The organism is Sorangium sp. So ce185 (genome assembly GCF_051526825.1).
GTDB classification, from domain to species: Bacteria; Myxococcota_A; Polyangia; order Polyangiales; family Polyangiaceae; genus Sorangium; species Sorangium cellulosum_D.
In genome coordinates this window covers 12,274,868-12,292,638 of the sequence record NZ_CP150316.1, presented here as the reverse complement: position 1 = coordinate 12,292,638, position 17,771 = coordinate 12,274,868, and the positions used below count along the sequence as shown (strand labels likewise).

Here is a 17,771-nt window from a genome sequence, read left to right as displayed (position 1 = left end):
GCGGGAGGGGCGGCTGCTGCGCCGGTGGGAGGGCAAGGGACGGCTGCTCCGCCGCGCTGGGCGGGAGGGGCGGCTGCTGCGCCGGTGCGAGGGCAAGTGACGGCTGCTCCGCCGCGCTGGGCGGGAGGGGCGGCTGCTCCGGCGGCGCGGCCGCAACAGCCGCCCCGGGCGGGCCGATGGAGGCGTCCGCCCTCGGGGCGTCGGCGTGCCCCGGCGGTGCGGCAGGCGAGACCGCCGGCGCCGTCGAGCGGCGCTCTGGCGCCTCGGGGACCGGGGTGGCCGGCGCGCCCGTCGACCGGAGACCGAGGGCCGCGAGCCCGTGGAGCGGCAACGGCGTCCGGCGCGCCGTGGAGCCTGCAGTGCCGGGCGGCAACGAGCTCGTGTGGCCGCGGGGCGGCGAGCTCCCGCGCGGCGGCTGCGAGCTGGAGCTCCAGCGCGGCGGCGAGCTCTCACGGGGCGGCGAGCTCTCGCGCGGCGGCGAGCTCTCGCGCGGCGGCGAGCTCCTGCGCGGCGACGAGCTCTCGCGCGGCGGCGAGCTCTCGCGCGGCGGCGAGCTCTCGCGCGGCGGCGAGCTCCTGCGCGGCGGCGAGCTCTCGCGCGGCGGCGAGCTTTCGCGCGGCGGTGAGCTCTCGCGCGGCGGCGAGCTCCTGCGCGGCGGCGGCTGCGAGCTCGACGCGCCCCGCAGGCCGCTGTTCGACGGTCGCGGCGCGGGCACGGTCCTCGTCGGCTCCGCGACCGCGTGCTCGTCGAGCGGCGGCAGCTCCCCCAGGCCGTCGCTCGGCCGCGCCGCCTCCAGCGCGCGACGCAGCGCCGCCACCTCGATGATCCGTCGCTTCGCGTCGCGCGCGAGCGCCTGCTCGAGGACGCGCCACAGCGCGTCGCCCGCCGCCCCCGGCGGCGTCACCCGCGGCGCATCGCCGGCGCTCTGCTTGCGGCGGAGCTCCCTATCGCTCTCGGCCGGGAAGGGGAGCGTCCCCGAGAGCGCCACGTACAGGGTGACCGCGAGCGCCCACGTGTCGTCCCGGCGCGACGGTCCCTCGCCCGCCGCGCGCTCCGGCGAGCGGTAACCCACGAAGGCCGGCGTCGCGAGCGGATCGGAGAGCCACCCCCGCGACGTGCACGGCTCGTCCTCGATGATCACGCACGCGGCCGACAGGCGGCCGTGCACGGTCCCGCGCCCGTGCAGGCTCTCGATCCGCTTCGCCAGACGGACGACCCAGCCCACCGCGTCCCTGTCCGGCAAAGGACCGGCACGTGCGACCCGCGCAGCGAGCGTCTCCATACGAGCGCCGCAGCCTAGTGCGGCGGCTCGCCGCTGACCACATTGTGCTGTCCGCGCGGCGCGCCGGATCGCCGATCGCCGGTCCTTCGCTCGGCGGCGCCGCCTCAGCCCCCGATCACGTCGGCCATTGTGTATCGGCCGGGCGGCTTGCCGTGCAGGTGCCACGCCGCGCGCAGCGCGCCGCGCGCGAAGAGATCGCGGCTCGTGGCGCGGTGCGTGAGCTCGAGGCGCTCGCCGGGGCCGAGCAGGTGCACCGTGTGGTCGCCGATGACGTCGCCGCCGCGCACGGCGAAGATCCCGAGCTCGTTCGCCTTGCGGGGGCCGACGTTGCCCTCGCGGCCGTGCACGTCGGCGAGCGCCGCGGGCCCTTCGCCGGCGCCGCCGCGGGCCTCGCGCAGCGCCTCGGCCAGCCGCACGGCCGTGCCGCTCGGGGCGTCCACCTTGGCGCGGTGGTGCACCTCGACGATCTCGACGTCGTAGCCGGGCCCGAGCCGGCGCGCCGCGCTCGCCGCGATCTCCGCGAGCACGTGGATGCCGATGCTCGTGTTCGGCGACCAGAGGACCGGGACGTGCTGCGCCGTCTCCTCGAGCAGCCGCTCGCACGTGCCGTCGAGGCGCGTCGTGCCGCTGACCACCGCGACCTTGGCCCGCATCGCGAGGTGCAGGAGCCGGGGGAGCGCCTCGGGCCGCGAGAAATCGATGACCACGTCCGCGCCGAGCAGCCCGGCGCTGGTGTCGTCGCTCATCGCGACGCCGATGGTGCCCGTCCCCGCGAGCTCGCCGACGTCGCGGCCGATGCGGGAGGAGCCGCGCGACACGATCGCGCCCACGACCTGCGCGCGCTCGTTCGCGGCGAGCCGGACGATCGCCTGCCCCATCTTCCCGCTCGCGCCGTGGATCGCGACCTTCAGCAAGCGAGCCTCTTCTCCCTGGCCGGTTCCCAAGAGCGCGCCCATCGGTACGCCTCGATGATCGCCGTTCGACTTCACGTCGCCTCGCGCCTCGCCTCGAGCCGCTTCATCGCCTCGCCGATCTGCTGCCGGGTCGCCTCGCCGGCCGGCGCGAGGGGCAGCCGGACGGCGGCGCTCATGCGGCCCAGGGCGGCCAGCGCCGCCTTCGCCGGGGAGGGGTTCGGCTCGACGAACATGAGCCCGTGGATCTCCAGCAGCGCGAGGTGCGCCGCCCGCGCGCCGGCGAGGTCGCCGGCCAGGAACCGCCGGGTCACCGCGCTCGTCTCGCGCGGCAGCACGTTCGACGTGACGCTGATGACCCCCTGCGCGCCGAGCGCCATCATCGCGAGCGTCAGCGCGTCGTCGCCGCACAGGACCGTGAGCCGATCGCCGAGGCGCCGCACCAGCTCCTGGCAGCGGAGCACGTTGCCCGTGGCGTCCTTGATGGCGACGACGTTGGGCGCGGCGGCGCAGATGCGCTCGGTCGTCTCGGCGGAGAGGTCGACCACCGTTCGCCCCGGGATGTTGTAGAGCACGACCGGCCCCGCGACGGCCTTGGCCACGGCCAGCGTGTGCTCGCGGAGCCCGTCCTGCGAGGGCTTGCTGTAGTACGGCATCACGATCATCACGCCCTCCGCGCCGGCGGCGAGCGCGGCGCGCGAGGCCTCGATCGTCTTCTTCGTCGAGAACGAGCCCGTCCCCGCGATCACCGGCACGCGGCCGCGCGCCGCCTCGACGACGCGCCGGATGACCGCGGTCGTCTCCGCTTCGCTCAGGGTCGGCGACTCGCCCGTGGTCCCGCACGGCACGAGCCCGCTGACGCCGCCCGCGATCTGGGCCTCGACGAGCGCGGTGAGCGCTTCGAAGTCGACGGCTTCGCCATCAGGGGTGAACGGCGTGACCAGGGCGGTGAACGTTCCCGACAAGGGGAGCTGCGTCATTCGAGGACCATGATCGCCACCCGGGGGGCGCGTCAACAGGAGAGGACGGGTCCGCCGCGGACGCCGCGCTCTCCGCGGCTTCCCGAACCGCGCGGCGCCGATCGGCCGCGGCCGTCCGCGCGACGCCGCGCCGGCCCGGCGTAAGCTCGGCGCGGACGGCGGCGGGCGGCCTGGCTCTACGCCCGGACGCGATCGAGGAGGGGGCGTCTGCTATCCTGGTCGGTGTGGCGCCTCGCTCCTTCGGGGGTATGCCCGAGCGCGTCAGGTCCCAGAGGCACCGGCCATGGATCTCGCCCAGTACATCAAGAGCATCTCCACCGCGGCCAGCACCATCCTGGAAGGGATGGCCGTCACGTTCTCCCATCTGTTCCGGGAGCCCATCACCGTCCAGTATCCGGACAAGACGGACCGACCCGTGAGCGAGATGCTCCCGCCGCGGTACCGCGGCTTCCTCGAGGTGCAGATGGACATCTGCACCGGCTGCAAGCGCTGCGAGCGCGCGTGCCCCATCGAGTGCATCGCCATCGACCTGGAGAAGGATCCGGCGACGAAGAAGCAGGCGATGAGCCGCTTCGACATCGACATGGGCAAGTGCATGTACTGCGGCCTCTGCGTCGAGGCGTGCAAGACCGAGTCGACCGGCGCGATCCGCCACACGCGCGAGTTCGAGGGGGCGGCGCCGACGCTCGACCACCTCACCTTCCGCTTCATCCCGGAGGGGCTGGTCCCGCTGTACAAGGCGCCGAAGGACCTCGGCGAGGTGCCTGTCGGCGAGTACGGGCCGCACGCCCGCGAGGCCCGCGAGCGCGCGATGCGCGACAACCCGGCCGCGCTCGAGGAGCTGCGCGCGATCTGGCGCAGGGAGCACGCCCGGAAGCAGGGCGCCGAGGCCGCTGGAGCGGTCGCCGGAGCCGCGGGCGGAGAGGCCGGAGCGGGCGCCTGAGCGAGGGCGTCGCCCGTCGCGGGGCGTCGCCCTTGATGGGCGATGGGCAGCGGTCTAACGTCGCGCCCCTCACCACATGCCCTCTCCGAGTGCACTCGCCTTCCTCGGGCTCGCCGCGCTGACGCTCGGCTCCGCCGGGCTCGTCGCGTTCTCCAGGAACATCATCCACTCCGCGCTCGCCCTGCTCGGCACGTTCCTCGGCATCGCGGGGCTCTACGTCACGCTGTCGGCCGATTTTCTCGCGGCCACCCAGGTGCTCGTCTACGTGGGCGGCACGCTCGTCCTGATCCTCTTTGCCGTGATGCTCACGAGCCGCATCGCGGAGATGAAGATCTCGAACCCGCGCGGCGGGGCCGCCGTGGCGTTCGTCCTGGTCACGGCGGTGCTCCTCGTGCTCGGCCGGGTGGCGACCCGGACGCCCTGGCCCGCCGAGGCCAAGCCCGCGATGCCGTCCACGGCCAAGCTAGGCCACGCGTTCCTCGGCGAGTACCTGCTCCCGTTCGAGCTCGGCTCTGTCGTCCTGCTCGGCGCCATGATCGGCGCCGTCGTGCTGGCGCGTCGCGCCGTCAGGCGCGCCTGGGAGAGGGAGTAGGCGATGGAGGAGATCGGGCTCATCCATTACCTCAGCGTCGCCGCGGCGCTGTTCGGCCTCGGGCTGTTCACCGTCATGACGCGGAAGAACGCGGTGGGCATCCTCCTCGGCGTCGAGCTCATCCTCAACGCCGCCGCGCTCAACTTCGTCGCGTTCGAGCACTTCGTCGCGGGCGGCGTGTCTGGTCAGGTGTTCACGGTCTTCATCATCGTCCTCGCCGCGAGCGAGGCGGCGATCGCGCTGGCCATCGTGCTCCAGGTCTACCGCCACCACCGCAGCATCATGGCCGACGAGCTGACCTCCCTGAAGAACTGACGCGAGAGCGGTCATCCGTGCGGAAGAGCGCGACGAGCGCGACGAGCGCGACGAGCGCGACGAGCGCGACCGGGCGCGAGGACCGCAACGGGCGCGACGATCGCGTCAAGCACGGCGTCCGGACCGGTGCGCACCGCGTCGCACGCCGTGCGTCGCGCGTCCGCCGCCAGCGCCGCCGGCGGCGCTCGACGCGCACGCGTTCTGCCGCTTCAGGTGGAGCTCAATCCCACCGACAAGCAGGAAAAACCTGACCTTGCTAAGCCCCTGTGGACGACCCACGTTCGAAGCATGCAGAACCTATCCAAGTCGGAGCTGGTGGGGTTCGTGGAGCTCGAGGTCGGCTCGCTTGCTGTGCAGGTGCCGATCCGCGCTGCAGAGGCGGCGAAGGAGCTCCCCCTCGCGTCGTTCGAGGCCGAAGGGGACAATTGCGCCATCCTCGTGCGCGGCGATACGTCCTCCAAGGCGGTTGAGGTCGCGCTGCGACACGCGGCGCAGGAGGCGGTCAAGCACCTGTCGAAGAAACTGCTGAACTAGCGCCATCCAGGAGAGCCGACATCACGCCGACCTCCTGGAACGGGCGGTGACACGCCGCGAACGTCGCTCGAAGCGACGGTGCGTTTTGGCGGTCGGCCTGCGATGGGCTTCGCTGCTGGCTCGCTGCTGCGCAGACGCACGGCCTGCGCCTCCAGAGTTACCGGCGATCGGTCTTATGTCCTTGGTTCTGCGGGCGCCCGCTCCGGAGCGCTGGAAACCACCAGGAGCCGCCGCCATTCGCTCGGTTCGTCGCCTCAGGGCTTCTTGGGGGCGGGTGGGATCCGGTAGAGATAGATGTGGTTGTTGATCTTCACGTCCGGCTCGCGATCGCGGAGCTTCTTGTAGCATTTCGCAGGCGACGTCTTGAGGGTCAGCGCGTGCAGCGCGACCCATGAGCCGGGTTTGGGCACCGTCTCGCAGCCGAAGCGCTCGTACGGAACGCGGAAGTACTCCCACTCGACCCGGCGCGTCTCGCTCTGGTAGTTGTAATAGAGCGGCTGGATGTCGTGCTCCTGGGCGTACTTCGCCAGCGCGGCGCGATCCTGCCCCCAGTCCTCGCCGTAGATGCTGATCTTGTAGCCGCCGAGCGCGCCGCCGACGAACAGGTTGAAGTAGCCGAGGAAGTGCGGGGCGGCGAGGAGCGCGCTCAGCGCCGTGCTCCCCACGAGGCCTGCGAGCGCGAGCTGGGCGAGGCGGCGCGAGGACGCGAGCGCCCAGAGCCTGTCGAAGGCGCGCGCCGCGAGCACGGCGAGGAGAGGCATGATCGGCATGGCGTGCCGGATGCCCATGTTGAGGTTGGCCCGCATGAACGAGGCGAGGAGCAGCAGGGCCGTCCCCCCGGTGGCGATCACCTCGACGGGGACGGAGCGCATCGAGAACGAGCGGGCGCGCCGCAGCGCGAGCGCCGCCCCGGCGAGCAGCAGGAGCACCGTGGCGGGCGGGTTCTTGATGAGGAGCATCACCGGGAAATAGGCCCAGTGCCCGATCCGGACGACCTCGCCGAGGAAGTAGGACGTGAACCCGCCGGCGTTGAGCGCGGTCACCGCCGCCGTGCCGAAGATATACGTGTACGGGAGGGGGATCCGCAGGCCCGCCGGCAGGAACCGGACGAGCGAGTGCTTCTCCATCAGCTGCTGCTTGTACCGCGCCGAGACAGGATATTGCGGCTCGGGGGCGGCGAGGATGTCCCGCACCGACATGCCCGTATCGTCAAACTTGTAAACGGCGTTGATGACAAGGAGCAGCCCCACGCCCGCCACGAGGGCGTGGAGGCCGAGCTCTCCGAAGCGGCGGGCGGCGGGCTTCCCCTCGAACCGGCCGCGGCCGGTCGCGGCTAGGAAGATCCCGATCGCGCCGAGGATCGGCACGAGGAGCAGGCCGCTGTACTTGGTGACGGCAGCCGCCCCGATGGCGAGCGTCATGGTGACGAGCGACCACCTGCCGGCTCGCCCGCTCGCATACCGGGCGAACTCGCCCACGGCGAGCATCGTCGCCAGCCCCGCCGGGAGATCGGTGGTGACGTACCGTCCCTGGGCGATGATCGTCGGGTTCAACGCGACGAGGAGCAGCGCGACGAGCGCGGCCCGGTCGCCCCAGAACCAGCGGCTCCAGGACCACACGTAGGCGGCGAGGGCCGCGGCCATCAGCATGATCATGAGCCGGGCCCGAAAGAGCTGCTCGCGCGCCCGTGCGTAGTCCTGCTTGATGTAATCGAGGGCCACGCGACCGATGTTCGCGTCCTTCCAGTGCCGGGACGACGCGACGTGCGCGTTGCCGGGCATGAGCGCGATGGGAATGGCGGTAATGGCGTTCGCGAGCGGCGGGTGGGCGTAGTTGAGCCGCATATCCGAGGTCTGCCACCAGGCGATCCCGCGCGTCGTGTGCGCCCACTCGTCCTCGGTGGGCGAGTCGTCGCGGTAGCCCCACTGGAGCAGGCCGAGCATCGCGATCAGGATGGCGAACGGCGCGAGGCGGGCAGTCCAGCGCGCCACTTCGCGGCGGGAGGCGGCGGGATCAGCGGGCGTTGCGGCGCCTTGCCCAGTCATGGCGCGCACCCGTATCACGAAGCCGTGGAGGCGTGGCCGCCGAATCCGTGCCGTGGGGGCCGCGCAGCAATGCGTCGCCCACGCTCGTCCCTGGTCGCGCGGGAGGTCTTGCCGCGAACACCCTCCTTGGGGGCCTATCGTGGGCGCGCAACCACGGGACGAGCTCGTGGGCGACGGTGCTCGCTCCGTGTGTCAGAAATCCCGCCAGGGATCGCTGATGCGCGGCGAGCCCGGGGCCGCGGGAGGCCCGGGCGACCGGGGCCCGCCTCAGGCCGCCGTGCGCCTCGCCACGCAGAAGACCGACAGGCCGAAGCTCGGCCGGCGGCCGCGCGCGATGAGATCGACCTCCGCGCGGAGGACGGCTTCGAGCGCGGACGAAGCGAGGCCGGACTTCGGCGAAGGCTGCTTCATGCTGGTCTTGCCCGGGCGCAGCTTGCGCGCGGCGCTCCAGACGGCGCGCGAGCCGACCGCGGCCGGGAAGAGGAGCTGGTTGAAGTAAGCGCACGCCTCCACCTGGAAGTCGGCCGGCAGCGCGGCGCGGAAGCTGCCGGCGGTGTATCGGCGGAAATGCTGCAGCGCGCGGTCGTGATCGCTGAACAACCACGGATACGCCGGCACCGTGGCGACGAAGATCCCGCCGGGGCTCAGGTGGTCGTGGATCCAGCGGAGCGCGGCGCGGTCGTCCTCGATGTGCTCGATGACGTCGAGCGCGCAGATCACGTCGTAGCGCCGGTCGAGCTCGAACGGGAGCGGCGCGCTGTAGAGCGTCCTCGCCGCGCTCGCCTTCGCGATCGCCTCCTGGCCGAGGGGGCTCACCTCGTTCGCGTCGACGGCCCCGAACTCCGCGAGGACACCCAGGTTCTGGCCGACCCCGGCGCCGACCTCCAGCAGCTCGAGGGGCCGCCGTCCGGGGCCGAACTCGCGCACCAGGTGGGCCAGCAGCCGAGCCCTCCCCTTCCTCAACCAGTCGCCGGATTCCTCGGAGTACTGCTGGTATGCTGTCGTTTCCATCCGCTCTTCACTCTGCGTGCGGGGCCGGTTCTTCCTGGTGAGGGGCCGCTGTCGAGGGCGGCGACTCTCCGGGGGGCGAGGCCGGCTCTTCCCCGGCCGGCTCCGAGGGAGGGGTCGGGATCTCGATCGTCAGGTCGTCCACCTTGGCCGGCGCTTTGCGCTGCCTCTTCGGCGGCGGCGCCGGGCGCCGCTTCCGCGGCGGCGCCGTCGCGGAGGGGCTGGCCGACGGCTGTGCAGCGGGCGCGGCCGTCGGCGAGGCCGACGCCGTGGCGCTGGGCTGGGGCGCGGGCTCCTGCGGCGGCGCCGGCGCGGGCTCTTGCGGCGGCACCGGCGCCGGCGCGGCGGCGGGCGGCGGGGTCTCGCTCTCGGCCGCCGGCGCGCTCTGCGGCAGCCGCTGCGAGCGGAGGACCTGCCAGGCGACGACGCCGGCGAGGGCCACCAGCGCGAGCGCCGCCCAGCGGACGCGCCGGCGCCGGCGCGAGCCGGGGTCGAACTCCGGAAGCTCGCCTTCCTGCGCCAGCCCGCTCACGCTGGATGCCTTCATCCAGTGCTCCGGCGTCTCGCCGGAAGGCACGGCGCGAGCCGGTGGGGCGACGGCTGGCGCGACCGGGGGCTCGAGCGGCCGCGACGCGCGCAGCGAGGCGGGGGGCGGCGCGGCCACGGCCGCCGCGACGGCCGCTCGTCGGACGCTGTCGCGGGGTTCTTCCGGCAGCTCGGGGCCCGGAGGCTCGTCGTGCTCGCGCGAGGCCGCGCGCGGATCGACCTCGTGCGGCGAGAGCGCGCGCGGCGTCTGCGCCGCGGGCGGCGGCTCGTCCGGCGCGCTCGGCGCGACGGGCGCGCCGCTCTGGAGCGCCGGCAGCGCGGGCTCGGCCGGCGCAGGACCTGCGGGCTCGTCCGGCGCGTGGGCGGCGGGCACGGCCGGCGCGTGGGTGGCGGGCACGGCCGGCGCGTGGGCGGCGGGCTTGCCGGAGGCGGGCGCCGCGTCGGCCGGCGGGGCGAGCGCCGCAGGCGCGGACGGCGCCGCCCAGGGCTCGTCCACGTCGGTGTCGATCACGTCGTCGTCGAACTCTTCGATGTCGACGTCGACGAGCGAGGGCGCGCTGTCGGCTTCCCTCCGGGGCATCTTGCTGCGCGCCAGCGCCAGCGGCTCCGAGCCAGGCGGGGCCTCGACGCCGTCCACCGCGGGCGACGTGTTGCTCGGCGGCCCGGAGAGCGGCGCCCCGGTGGCGAGCGGCGTGCCTGCGAAGGGCGGCGCGCTTGGAGGGAGCGGCGTGCCCGCGGAGGGCGGCACGCTCGGAGGGAGCGGCACGCTCGGAGGGAGCGGCGCGCCCGCCGAGGGCGGCGTCCCGGTGGCGAGCGGCGCGCCCGCGGAGGGCGGCGCACTCGGAGGGAGCGGCGTGCCCGCGGAGAGCGGCGCCCGCTGCGATGCGCTGTCGTTGCGCCGCGGCGGCGCCAGCGGTCGATCCCCGAGCCGCGACGACAGCGGCGCGCGCTCGCTGGGCGGCTGCCGGTCGATCCGCTGGGACGACGCCGGCGGCTGCTCGGCGACCTGAGCCAGCGACGCCGCCGGAGGCCGCTCGGTGAGCCGCGGCGGCGCCGGCGGCGCCGGGGGAGGCCGCTCGGTGGCGCGCGGCGGCGTCAGAGGCCGCTCGGTGGGGCGCGGCGGCGCCGGAGGCCGCTCGGTGGCCCTCGGCGGCATCGGAGGCCGCTCGCCGGACCTGGCCGACAGCGGCGCGCGCTCGCTGAGCGGCGGCCGCTCGGTGAGCCGCGGCGGCGCCGGCGGCCGCTCGCTCGGCCGCGCCGGAACCCGCGCGCTCGGCCTGGCCGACAGCGGAGCTGCCGCCGCGTCCACGGCCTGCTCGCTCGGCCGCCGCTCGGGCGAGCGCGTCGAGATGGCGCCGGCGGGGTCGCCCACCTGGGGCAGCGGCGGCGCCTTGGGGATCGTCGAGCCCATCGCCGGCCGCGGCGGGGCCGCCGGCGGGCGCGTCGGCGAGCCGCGGGGCGGCATCGGCGGCGGCCGCGGCGAGCTCACGCTGCTCGCCGCCGTCTCGGTCGACAGCTCGGCGATGCGGGCGAGCGACTCCGCGAGGTCGCGCGCGCTGCTGAAGCGCTGCTCCGGATCGCGATCGCACGCGCGCGCGAACCACGCGTCGAAGCTCGGCGGCAGCTCCGGGTTCACCCGCGAGGGCACCGGGATCTCGCCGAGCGAGATCTTGATCAGCAGGTCGCCGACCCCCTCGCTGTCGAACGGGAGCTCGCCCGTCACGCATTGGTAGACGATCACGCCGAGCGCCCACAGGTCGGCGCGGAAGTCGACCTCCCGGAGCCCCTTCACCTGCTCCGGGCTCATGTAGTGCGGCGTGCCCATGAGCGTCCCGACCGTGGTGCGCTGGGCGGCCCGCTTCCCGTGGCCCACCTTGGCGATGCCGAAGTCGAGGATCTTGACGACCTCGTCGTCCTCGTTCGCGCAGAGGAAAAAATTCTCCGGCTTGAGGTCGCGATGCACGATGCCGGCCCCGTGCGCGCGGGTGAGCGCGCGCGCGACCTGCGTCACGATCTTCGACGTCTCCTGGAGCGTGAGGCGGCGCCTCCGCGCGAGCCGCTCGAAGAGGTCCTCGCCCTCGAGCAGCTCCATCACGATGAACGGCTGCTCGCCCTCGATCCCGTGATCGAGGATCTGCACGACGTGCGTGCTGCGCAGCTGCGCTGCAGCGGTCGCCTCACGGCGGAACCGCTCGCGGGCGTCCTCCTGCTTCGCGAGCTCGGGATCGATGAGCTTGACGGCGACCTGGGTGCCGAGCGCCAGGTGCTCGGCGACCCACACCGAGGCTTGCGCGCCCTGCCCCACGGGTCGGATGAGGCGGTAGCGCTCGCTCAGCACCTGACCAGCTGCGGTAGACACGGCGGCAAAAGCCTACGTCGAGGGGAACATCTGTGTCGAGTTCCTGCGTACCACCTCAGATCCCCTGACGAACGGTTTCCTTCATCAGCTCGCGCCACTCGTCGCGGGTGAGCTCCGGATAAATGTAGTCGCCCTCGAAATTTGTATGGTGCAGGAGCAGACGGGCGACAGTGACGATGCTCCCCGCGACGTCGCCGCCCTGCGCGACGTTCGCCAGCGCCTCGGTCGCCTCGCGCACGTCAGCGTGCTGCTTCAGCGCGACCTGGACCTCCTCGGCGAGCCCGCGGGCCTGGAAATGAGGAAAGATCGCGGTCTCCTCCCAGCGCATGTGCCGCTCCATCGGACCGCAGAGGAACGCGAGCAGGCTCCCGCGCTCGGCGCTGGCCTCGTCCGCGGAGCGCTGCGCCATCGCCATCAGCTTCCGCGCCATCTCGCGGGCGCGCTCCTCCTCCTCGAAGAGCTCGCTCACCATCCGGTCCAGTTCCATGACGCGCGGGCCGTCGTAACCCAGATCCCGGAGGAGGTCGAGGCCGGCGCGGCGCGATCTCGAGCGCGGGGTCAATCGGCGGCGGCGCGCGCGCGAACGATCGCGGCGAGCCGGCCGACGACGCCGCTCGCGACCATCGAGAGCACCTGCTTCTCCAGCGCCTGTCGCTCGGACGGCCTGCCGCCGAACGAGATGCGCGAGCGGGCGGTGGGGCCGCCGACGACGCGGCCGACGATGGTGCAGCTCACGCGGTGCACGTCGCCCCGCGTGACCGAGGTGAACTCGGCGACGCGCGCGCTCAGCACGACCGATTTCGCCTCGCCGAAATCCGCCTTCTTCGCGGCGCTCTTGAGCAGGCCGCGCAGGGCGCGCGCCCGCTGGGCCTGGCCTTCGCCCGCGGGCACGTCGACGCTCTTCCACTCGACCTTGGTGTCGCGGGCGAAGGTCGACGCTGGCGAGGCCGTGAGGGTGGTCAGGGCCATCACCGCCGAGAGCAGCCATCGGGACGCGCGGCGCATGGGAGCAGGCTAGTGGGCCGCGAGCCCGGCGGCCAAATTCGCGCACGGCTTCACGCCGCGGGGCGGCCGCGCGCGCGACCCGCGCGTGATCGCCGCGCTCGCGCCGCGATCGGGCACGCGCTATGCCGTGCCCTGGAAGCGAGGATCGATGGAGCGGAGCTCGCCGGGGGAAGATCGAGGCGATCGACGAGGACGAGATCGGCGCGCGGGGCGCGCGGCGCGCCGGGGCGGATGCCTGGCGGCGCTGCTCGCGATCGCCGTCGCGCCCGCGGCGGGCAACGCGCAGGCGCCGCGCCCGGGCGGCGCCAAGGCGGACGCGGCCGCGCCGGGGGCGGGCGGCGCGCCGGGGGCGGGCGGCGCGCCGGCGCGGCGTCCGAGCGGCGCGAAGGTGGATCCGCGCGCGCCGGCGGCGGGCGGCGCGCCGGCGGCCGAGAAGCGCACGCCCATCACGCCCGCGCCGCGGTGGACCGCCGCGACGCCCGACGAGATGCTCGGCGCCGCGCTGGCCCGGGCGCGGCGGGGCGGCGACGACGCGCTCGCGGGGCTCGTGATCGCGGCGGCGCTCTCCGATCGCGCGGCGCAGGGCCGCGCGCGCGATGGCCTCGCGCAGGTCGCGGCGTCCGCCTCGCCGCTCGCCGACGAGGCGCGCTGGCTCGCGGCCTCGCTCGCCCCCGAGCCGCCGGCGGCGACGTGGCCCGGCGCGCGCGCCGTCTCGTACGACGCGCCCCCGGACCCGTCGGGGCTCGTGAAGGCGTTCGCCATCCTCGGGCCGTTCCAGGACAACTCGGGCGGCGGGCTCGCGCGCCGCGAGGGGCCCGAGGCCGAAGGCCAGCGCTTCTCGGACATGAGCGCCCGCTACGCCTGGGGCGTCTACGACGTCGCGTGGCGCCGGGTGCTGCCCGCCGCGGCGACCGCGCGCGGCGTGCCGCTCGACCTCTACATCCACCCCCGCGCCGAGAGCTGCACCTACCTCGCCTCGCGCGTGACCGTCCCCGCGGCGCTCGATCGCAAGCCGATCCTCGCCCACGTCGCCGCGACCGGCGCCGTGCGGCTCGCGTGGGACGGCGCGGACGTCGCCTCGAGCGACGCGGCCCACCAGCGGCTCGTGCTCGACCGCATCGCCGCGCGTATCGAGGCGCCCGCGGGCGATCACCTGCTCGCCCTCAAGGTCTGCACCGGCGCCATCGCCGACGAGGGGCGCGTCCGCGTGCGCTTCACCGACGAGCAGCGCCGGCCGGTGGCGCTCGCGACCTCGTCGGACCTCACGAGGCTCGCGCTGCCCCCGGCCGCGCCGTCGCCGTCGGCCGCCGTCGCGACGGCGCTCGACAGGGCGCTCGGCGCGGGCGCGGCGCAGACGCTGGAGCAGACGCTCACGGCCGTCGTGGCGCGCACGCTCGGGGGCGCGGACGATCAGCGATCGCCCCGCGCCCCCGGCCTGCTCGACCGCGTGACGCGGTCGCCGGGGATCTCCGCGGACGCGCTCGCCCTCGCCGGGTGGGTGTCGCCGTTCGGCGCGAACCGCAGCGGCTGGCTCGAGGCCGCGCGCGCCCGCGGCCTCGCCGAGAAGGACCGGGCCACCGCCTCGTTCGCGCAGCGCAGGCTCGTCGCGGCCCACCTGGCCTCGGGCCGCGCCGACTGGGCGGCCGCCGTCCTGCGCGAGGAGCCGCTGCGCTCGGCGCGCGACCCCGAGGCGCGCGTCCTCCGCGGGCTCGTCGAGAAGAAGCTCGGGACGTCGGGGCTCGCGCGCGCCGGGCTCGAGGAGCTGCTCGCGGTCGAGCGCGAGCAGAAGGACCGGACCCCGGTCGTCGTCTGGCAGGAGATCGCGGCCGCGGCCCGGCTCGACCCGGCGCTCGCGCTGCGGGCCGCGCGGAGGCTCGCCGAGATCGCGCCCGAGTCGCGGGGCGCGGACTACGTGCTCGCGTTCGAGCCCGAGGGCGGCGCCGCGCTGGAGGTGGCCGCCGCCGGCGCGCTCGCGCAGCAGACGTCGGCCGAGGACGTCATCCGCGTCGGCCGCGCGCTCCACGACGCGGGCCGCGTCGCGTGGGCGCGCGAGGTCCTGTCGTACGCGACGCAGGTCGCGCCGAACCAGCCCGCCGCGTTCCAGGCGCTCGCCGCGGTCCGGCAGGGCCAGGCGAGCGGCGCGGCGGCCGCGCTCGCGAACGGCGCGCTCGCGCGGGCGCGCGATCTCGCGCCGGGCGACCCGTTCCTCAAGGCCGAGCTCGCGCTCCGCCTCGGCGAGGGCGCGGCCGGCGCGCCGGGCCGGCGGCGCATGCGCGACGAGCAGTACCTCGCCGCGCCCGGCGTCTTCCTCGAGCGCGGGCGAAAGGAACCGGCGAAGAAGGGCGAGGTGGCCGACCGGCAGCTCCACTGGGTGCGCGTCGTGACGTACCACCCGGACAAGCGCGTCTCGCAGCTCATGCACTACGCGCGCGAGATCGTCATCGAGCCGCGCACCGATCAGGACCTCTACGAGCGCGACATCCCCGCCGAGGCCGAGGACACCGAGCTCCTGTTCGCGCGCGTGCACCGCAAGGACGGCACGGTGGCGCCGCCGGACGAGCAGGGCGCGGGCGGGCAGCGGCCGTTCGTGCGCTGGCCCAAGCTGAAGGCCGGCGACGTGGTCGAGGTCGCGGTGCGCGCGTGGACCCCGGGCCCCGTCGGGCGCCGGGGCGACGCGCCGTTCTACTTCATCGACTACGTCGGCTCGACCGACACGCGGCCGATCCTCTACAACGAGGTCGTCGTCGACTCGCCGACGAGCGATCCGCTGGCGATCGACGTGCTGAACGGCAAGGCCGAGCGGGTGCTCCGGTCCGAGAAGGACGGCCGCCAGGTGACGCGGTTCATCTGGGACGACCCGCCCGAGGTGCCCGAGGAGCCGCTCGCCCCGCACCTCGCCGAGGTGCTGCCGGTCGTCGTCGGCTCAACGTTCCACGGCTGGCACGACTTCCGGGAGTGGTACCGGGGCGCGGTCGCCGGCTTCACGGAGCCGGACGATCAGGTCCGCCGGCTCGCCGCCGAGCTCACGAAGGGCAAGACCACGCGCGAGGACAAGCTGCGGGCGCTCTTCGACTTCGTCGCCGACGACATCCGGTACGTGAACTTCGTCTCGGGCGAGTGGTGGCTGCCGAACCGCCCGCAGGAGCTCCTCGCGCGGCGCCAGGGCGACTGCGACGACAAGGCGATGCTGCTGATCACGCTGCTCAAGTCGATCGGCATCGAGGCGACGGAGGTGCTGGTGCAGACGCGCTACACGGGCCAGCCCTCGCTGCTCCGGAGCGAGGTGGCGGCGATCCCGGTGTTCGATCACGGCATCGCGTACCTCCCGGGCGCGGGCGGCGCGCCGGGCCTGTGGCTTGACGCGACAAGCCCGCAGAGCCGGCTCGGGCCGCTGCCGGCGATGGACGCGCGCACGCTTTCGCTGTTCGTCGACGAGGGGCCGCCGAAGATCGTGGAGACGCCGGCGAGCTCGCCGGCCGATCACGGCGTCGACGCCGAGTGGACCATCGCGCTCCAGCCGTCGGGTGCGGGCGAGCTCGCGGCCAAGGAGCGGCACATCGGCGACGCGGCGTTCGAGCTCCGGTCGAACCTGGCGGAGGCCGACGCGCGGGCGCAGTGGGTCGAGCAGTACCTCGCGTACGGCTGGTTCCCGACCGTCGACGTGAAGCCCAAGGTGGCGTTCCAGGCCGATCTGCCGCACGGGGCGGCGACGCTCGAGTTCGAGGCGCGCTCCGAGGGGCTCGCGCGCCGCGAGGGCGCGGAGCTCGCGGTGCCGCTCTCGGGCACGTCCACGCTGACGTCGCAGCTCGCGCCGCTCGTGAAGCGCACGCTGCCCGTGGTCCTGCCGCCGAGCCTCGCGCCGCGGCACCACAACCGGACGATCACGATCGTCGCCCCCGCGGGGTACGCGTTCGCGGAGCTCCCGCCGGGCGGCGACGAGGACGGCGGCGACTTCGGCCGCGCGTCGATCTCGTTCGCGAAGGCGCCGGGCAAGAACGCGGTCGTGGTGAAGGAGCGCGTGGTCATCGACCGGTCGACGATCCCGGTGGCGCAGTACGCCGCCTGGCGCGGCTGGCTGCAGCGGGTCGACGGGCTCCTGCACCGGATGGTGCGGCTCGTGCCCGTCGCGCCGGCGAGCCCGAAGGCGCCGTGACGGCGGGCGGCGGCGGTCCGAGGAGGGCCGCCGCCACGGCCGTGCCCGGCCTCGCGCGGCCGGGTCGGCCTCCCCGCCGCGCGGCCGCCCCGGCCGGCGGCCGTTGGTACCGTTCTGGCTAGCCGCCGTTCAACGCGCCCACGCGCCAGCGCTACCCAGGGGAGGGATCTCGCCATGCCGCTAGAACAATACCGACGCCCGCGAATGATCGTTCTGAGCCCGCGCTCGACCGCTTACGACGCGGTGAGGGCGATGGTCGACAACCACGTCGGCGCGGTCCTGGTCCACGATGGCCAGGGCCTCGCGGGCATCGTCACCGACCGCGACATCGCGCTCGAGATCGTGGCAGGCGATCTCGACGCGCGCAGCACCTCGCTGCGCGACGTCATGTCGGACGAGATCGCGACGCTCGAGATCGACGCGTCGATCGACGACGCCGTGCGCATCATGCGCGATCATGCGTGTCGTCGCGTGCCGCTGACCGAGCAAGGTCGGCCCGTCGGCGTCGTGACCCTGGACGACCTGCTCGCCGACGGCGCCATCGACGCCGAGGCCGCCGGCTCCGTCGTGCGCGCGCAGCTCGAGGTGGCCGCCCGGTTCAAGCCGGGGGGCGCGCTGCACCCGGAGGGGATCGCGCGCCCCGAGCAGCGCTCGCGCGGCCCCGTGCGCGCCCTCACCCGGCGCAAGGCGCGCGCGGACAGCGCCTATGGCCGGCTGCTGCACGCGGTCGAGCGCCACAGCGGCCTCCAGCAGCGCGACCGCGCCGAGCTCGCGCTCCAGATCGTCCTCGGCAACCTCTGCCGCAGGGTGACGCCCCAGGAGGCGCGGCACCTCATCGCGCAGCTCCCCTCCAAGCTCCACCCGTCGCTCGATCCGTTCCTCGACGGGCCCGACAAGCGCATCACGACGGCGACCATCGAGGACGACGTCGCCCGCGAGCTGCGCCTCGACCGCGAGGCCGCCGGCTTCGTGCTGCAGGCGATCTGCGAGGCGGTCGCGGACAGCGTCTCCGCCGGCGAGATCGAGGGGTTCCGCGGCCAGCTCCCGCTCGACATGAAGGACCTGTTCCCGCCGACCCCCCTGCGCCGGGCGGTCTGA

14 protein-coding genes are annotated in these 17,771 nt (G+C 74.6%); 7 read left to right on the top strand and 7 right to left on the bottom strand.

Annotated features, from left to right (window positions below):
* Window positions 1-176 precede the first annotated feature (176 nt).
* Entirely contained in the window at window positions 177-1,067 is an 891-nt protein-coding gene (locus WMF26_RS45350) for a hypothetical protein (protein ID WP_437997783.1), read from the top strand.
* A 319-nt stretch (window positions 1,068-1,386) separates the two neighbouring features.
* Here the strand turns inward: WMF26_RS45350 and dapB are convergent, their stop codons facing one another.
* Together dapB and dapA are read right to left on the bottom strand one after the other, a co-directional pair.
* Entirely contained in the window at window positions 1,387-2,196 is an 810-nt protein-coding gene (gene dapB, locus WMF26_RS45345; protein WP_437952262.1) for a 4-hydroxy-tetrahydrodipicolinate reductase, read from the bottom strand.
* Window positions 2,197-2,267: 71 nt separating this feature from the next.
* A complete protein-coding gene (gene dapA, locus WMF26_RS45340) occupies window positions 2,268-3,173 on the bottom strand; it encodes a 4-hydroxy-tetrahydrodipicolinate synthase (RefSeq protein ID WP_061622225.1) in 906 nt (301 codons plus the stop codon).
* Between the two features lie 283 nt (window positions 3,174-3,456).
* Here dapA and WMF26_RS45335 point away from each other — a divergent pair, with 283 nt between their 5' ends.
* The 4 genes from WMF26_RS45335 (at window position 3,457) to WMF26_RS45320 (ending at window position 5,557) form a co-directional block, all read left to right on the top strand.
* The gene (locus WMF26_RS45335; protein ID WP_061622226.1) at window positions 3,457-4,116 is read left to right on the top strand and encodes a NuoI/complex I 23 kDa subunit family protein; all 660 of its coding nucleotides are present in this window, start codon (window positions 3,457-3,459) and stop codon (window positions 4,114-4,116) included.
* A gap of 76 nt (window positions 4,117-4,192) precedes the next feature.
* Window positions 4,193-4,708 (top strand): NADH-quinone oxidoreductase subunit J family protein, encoded by a 516-nt coding sequence (locus tag WMF26_RS45330; protein ID WP_061622227.1) that lies wholly within the window; start codon window positions 4,193-4,195, stop codon window positions 4,706-4,708.
* A 3-nt stretch (window positions 4,709-4,711) separates the two neighbouring features.
* The gene (nuoK, locus tag WMF26_RS45325) at window positions 4,712-5,023 is read left to right on the top strand and encodes an NADH-quinone oxidoreductase subunit NuoK (RefSeq protein ID WP_020741059.1); all 312 of its coding nucleotides are present in this window, start codon (window positions 4,712-4,714) and stop codon (window positions 5,021-5,023) included.
* Between the two features lie 126 nt (window positions 5,024-5,149).
* Entirely contained in the window at window positions 5,150-5,557 is a 408-nt protein-coding gene (locus WMF26_RS45320; RefSeq protein WP_437997782.1) for a hypothetical protein, read from the top strand.
* A gap of 254 nt (window positions 5,558-5,811) precedes the next feature.
* Here the strand turns inward: WMF26_RS45320 and WMF26_RS45315 are convergent, their stop codons facing one another.
* The 5 genes from WMF26_RS45315 to WMF26_RS45295 all read right to left on the bottom strand — a co-directional run bounded on the left by WMF26_RS45315 (window position 5,812) and on the right by WMF26_RS45295 (window position 12,520).
* Window positions 5,812-7,548, bottom strand: coding sequence for a glycosyltransferase family 39 protein (locus WMF26_RS45315; RefSeq protein WP_437997781.1), 1,737 nt, complete (start codon window positions 7,546-7,548; stop codon window positions 5,812-5,814).
* Window positions 7,549-7,869: 321 nt separating this feature from the next.
* The gene (locus WMF26_RS45310; protein WP_437997780.1) at window positions 7,870-8,613 is read right to left on the bottom strand and encodes a class I SAM-dependent methyltransferase; all 744 of its coding nucleotides are present in this window, start codon (window positions 8,611-8,613) and stop codon (window positions 7,870-7,872) included.
* A gap of 7 nt (window positions 8,614-8,620) precedes the next feature.
* Window positions 8,621-11,515 (bottom strand): protein kinase domain-containing protein, encoded by a 2,895-nt coding sequence (locus tag WMF26_RS45305; RefSeq protein ID WP_437997779.1) that lies wholly within the window; start codon window positions 11,513-11,515, stop codon window positions 8,621-8,623.
* Window positions 11,516-11,570: 55 nt separating this feature from the next.
* Window positions 11,571-12,002 carry a hemerythrin domain-containing protein gene (locus tag WMF26_RS45300; RefSeq protein WP_437997778.1) on the bottom strand — a complete coding sequence of 144 codons (432 nt, stop codon included), beginning with the start codon at window positions 12,000-12,002 and terminating at the stop codon, window positions 11,571-11,573.
* A 71-nt stretch (window positions 12,003-12,073) separates the two neighbouring features.
* Window positions 12,074-12,520 carry a hypothetical protein gene (locus WMF26_RS45295; RefSeq protein WP_061622667.1) on the bottom strand — a complete coding sequence of 149 codons (447 nt, stop codon included), beginning with the start codon at window positions 12,518-12,520 and terminating at the stop codon, window positions 12,074-12,076.
* Window positions 12,521-12,668: 148 nt separating this feature from the next.
* Here WMF26_RS45295 and WMF26_RS45290 point away from each other — a divergent pair, with 148 nt between their 5' ends.
* The gene (locus tag WMF26_RS45290; protein WP_437997777.1) at window positions 12,669-16,673 is read left to right on the top strand and encodes a transglutaminase domain-containing protein; all 4,005 of its coding nucleotides are present in this window, start codon (window positions 12,669-12,671) and stop codon (window positions 16,671-16,673) included.
* A 204-nt stretch (window positions 16,674-16,877) separates the two neighbouring features.
* A complete protein-coding gene (locus WMF26_RS45285) occupies window positions 16,878-17,771 on the top strand; it encodes a DUF2267 domain-containing protein (RefSeq protein WP_437997776.1) in 894 nt (297 codons plus the stop codon).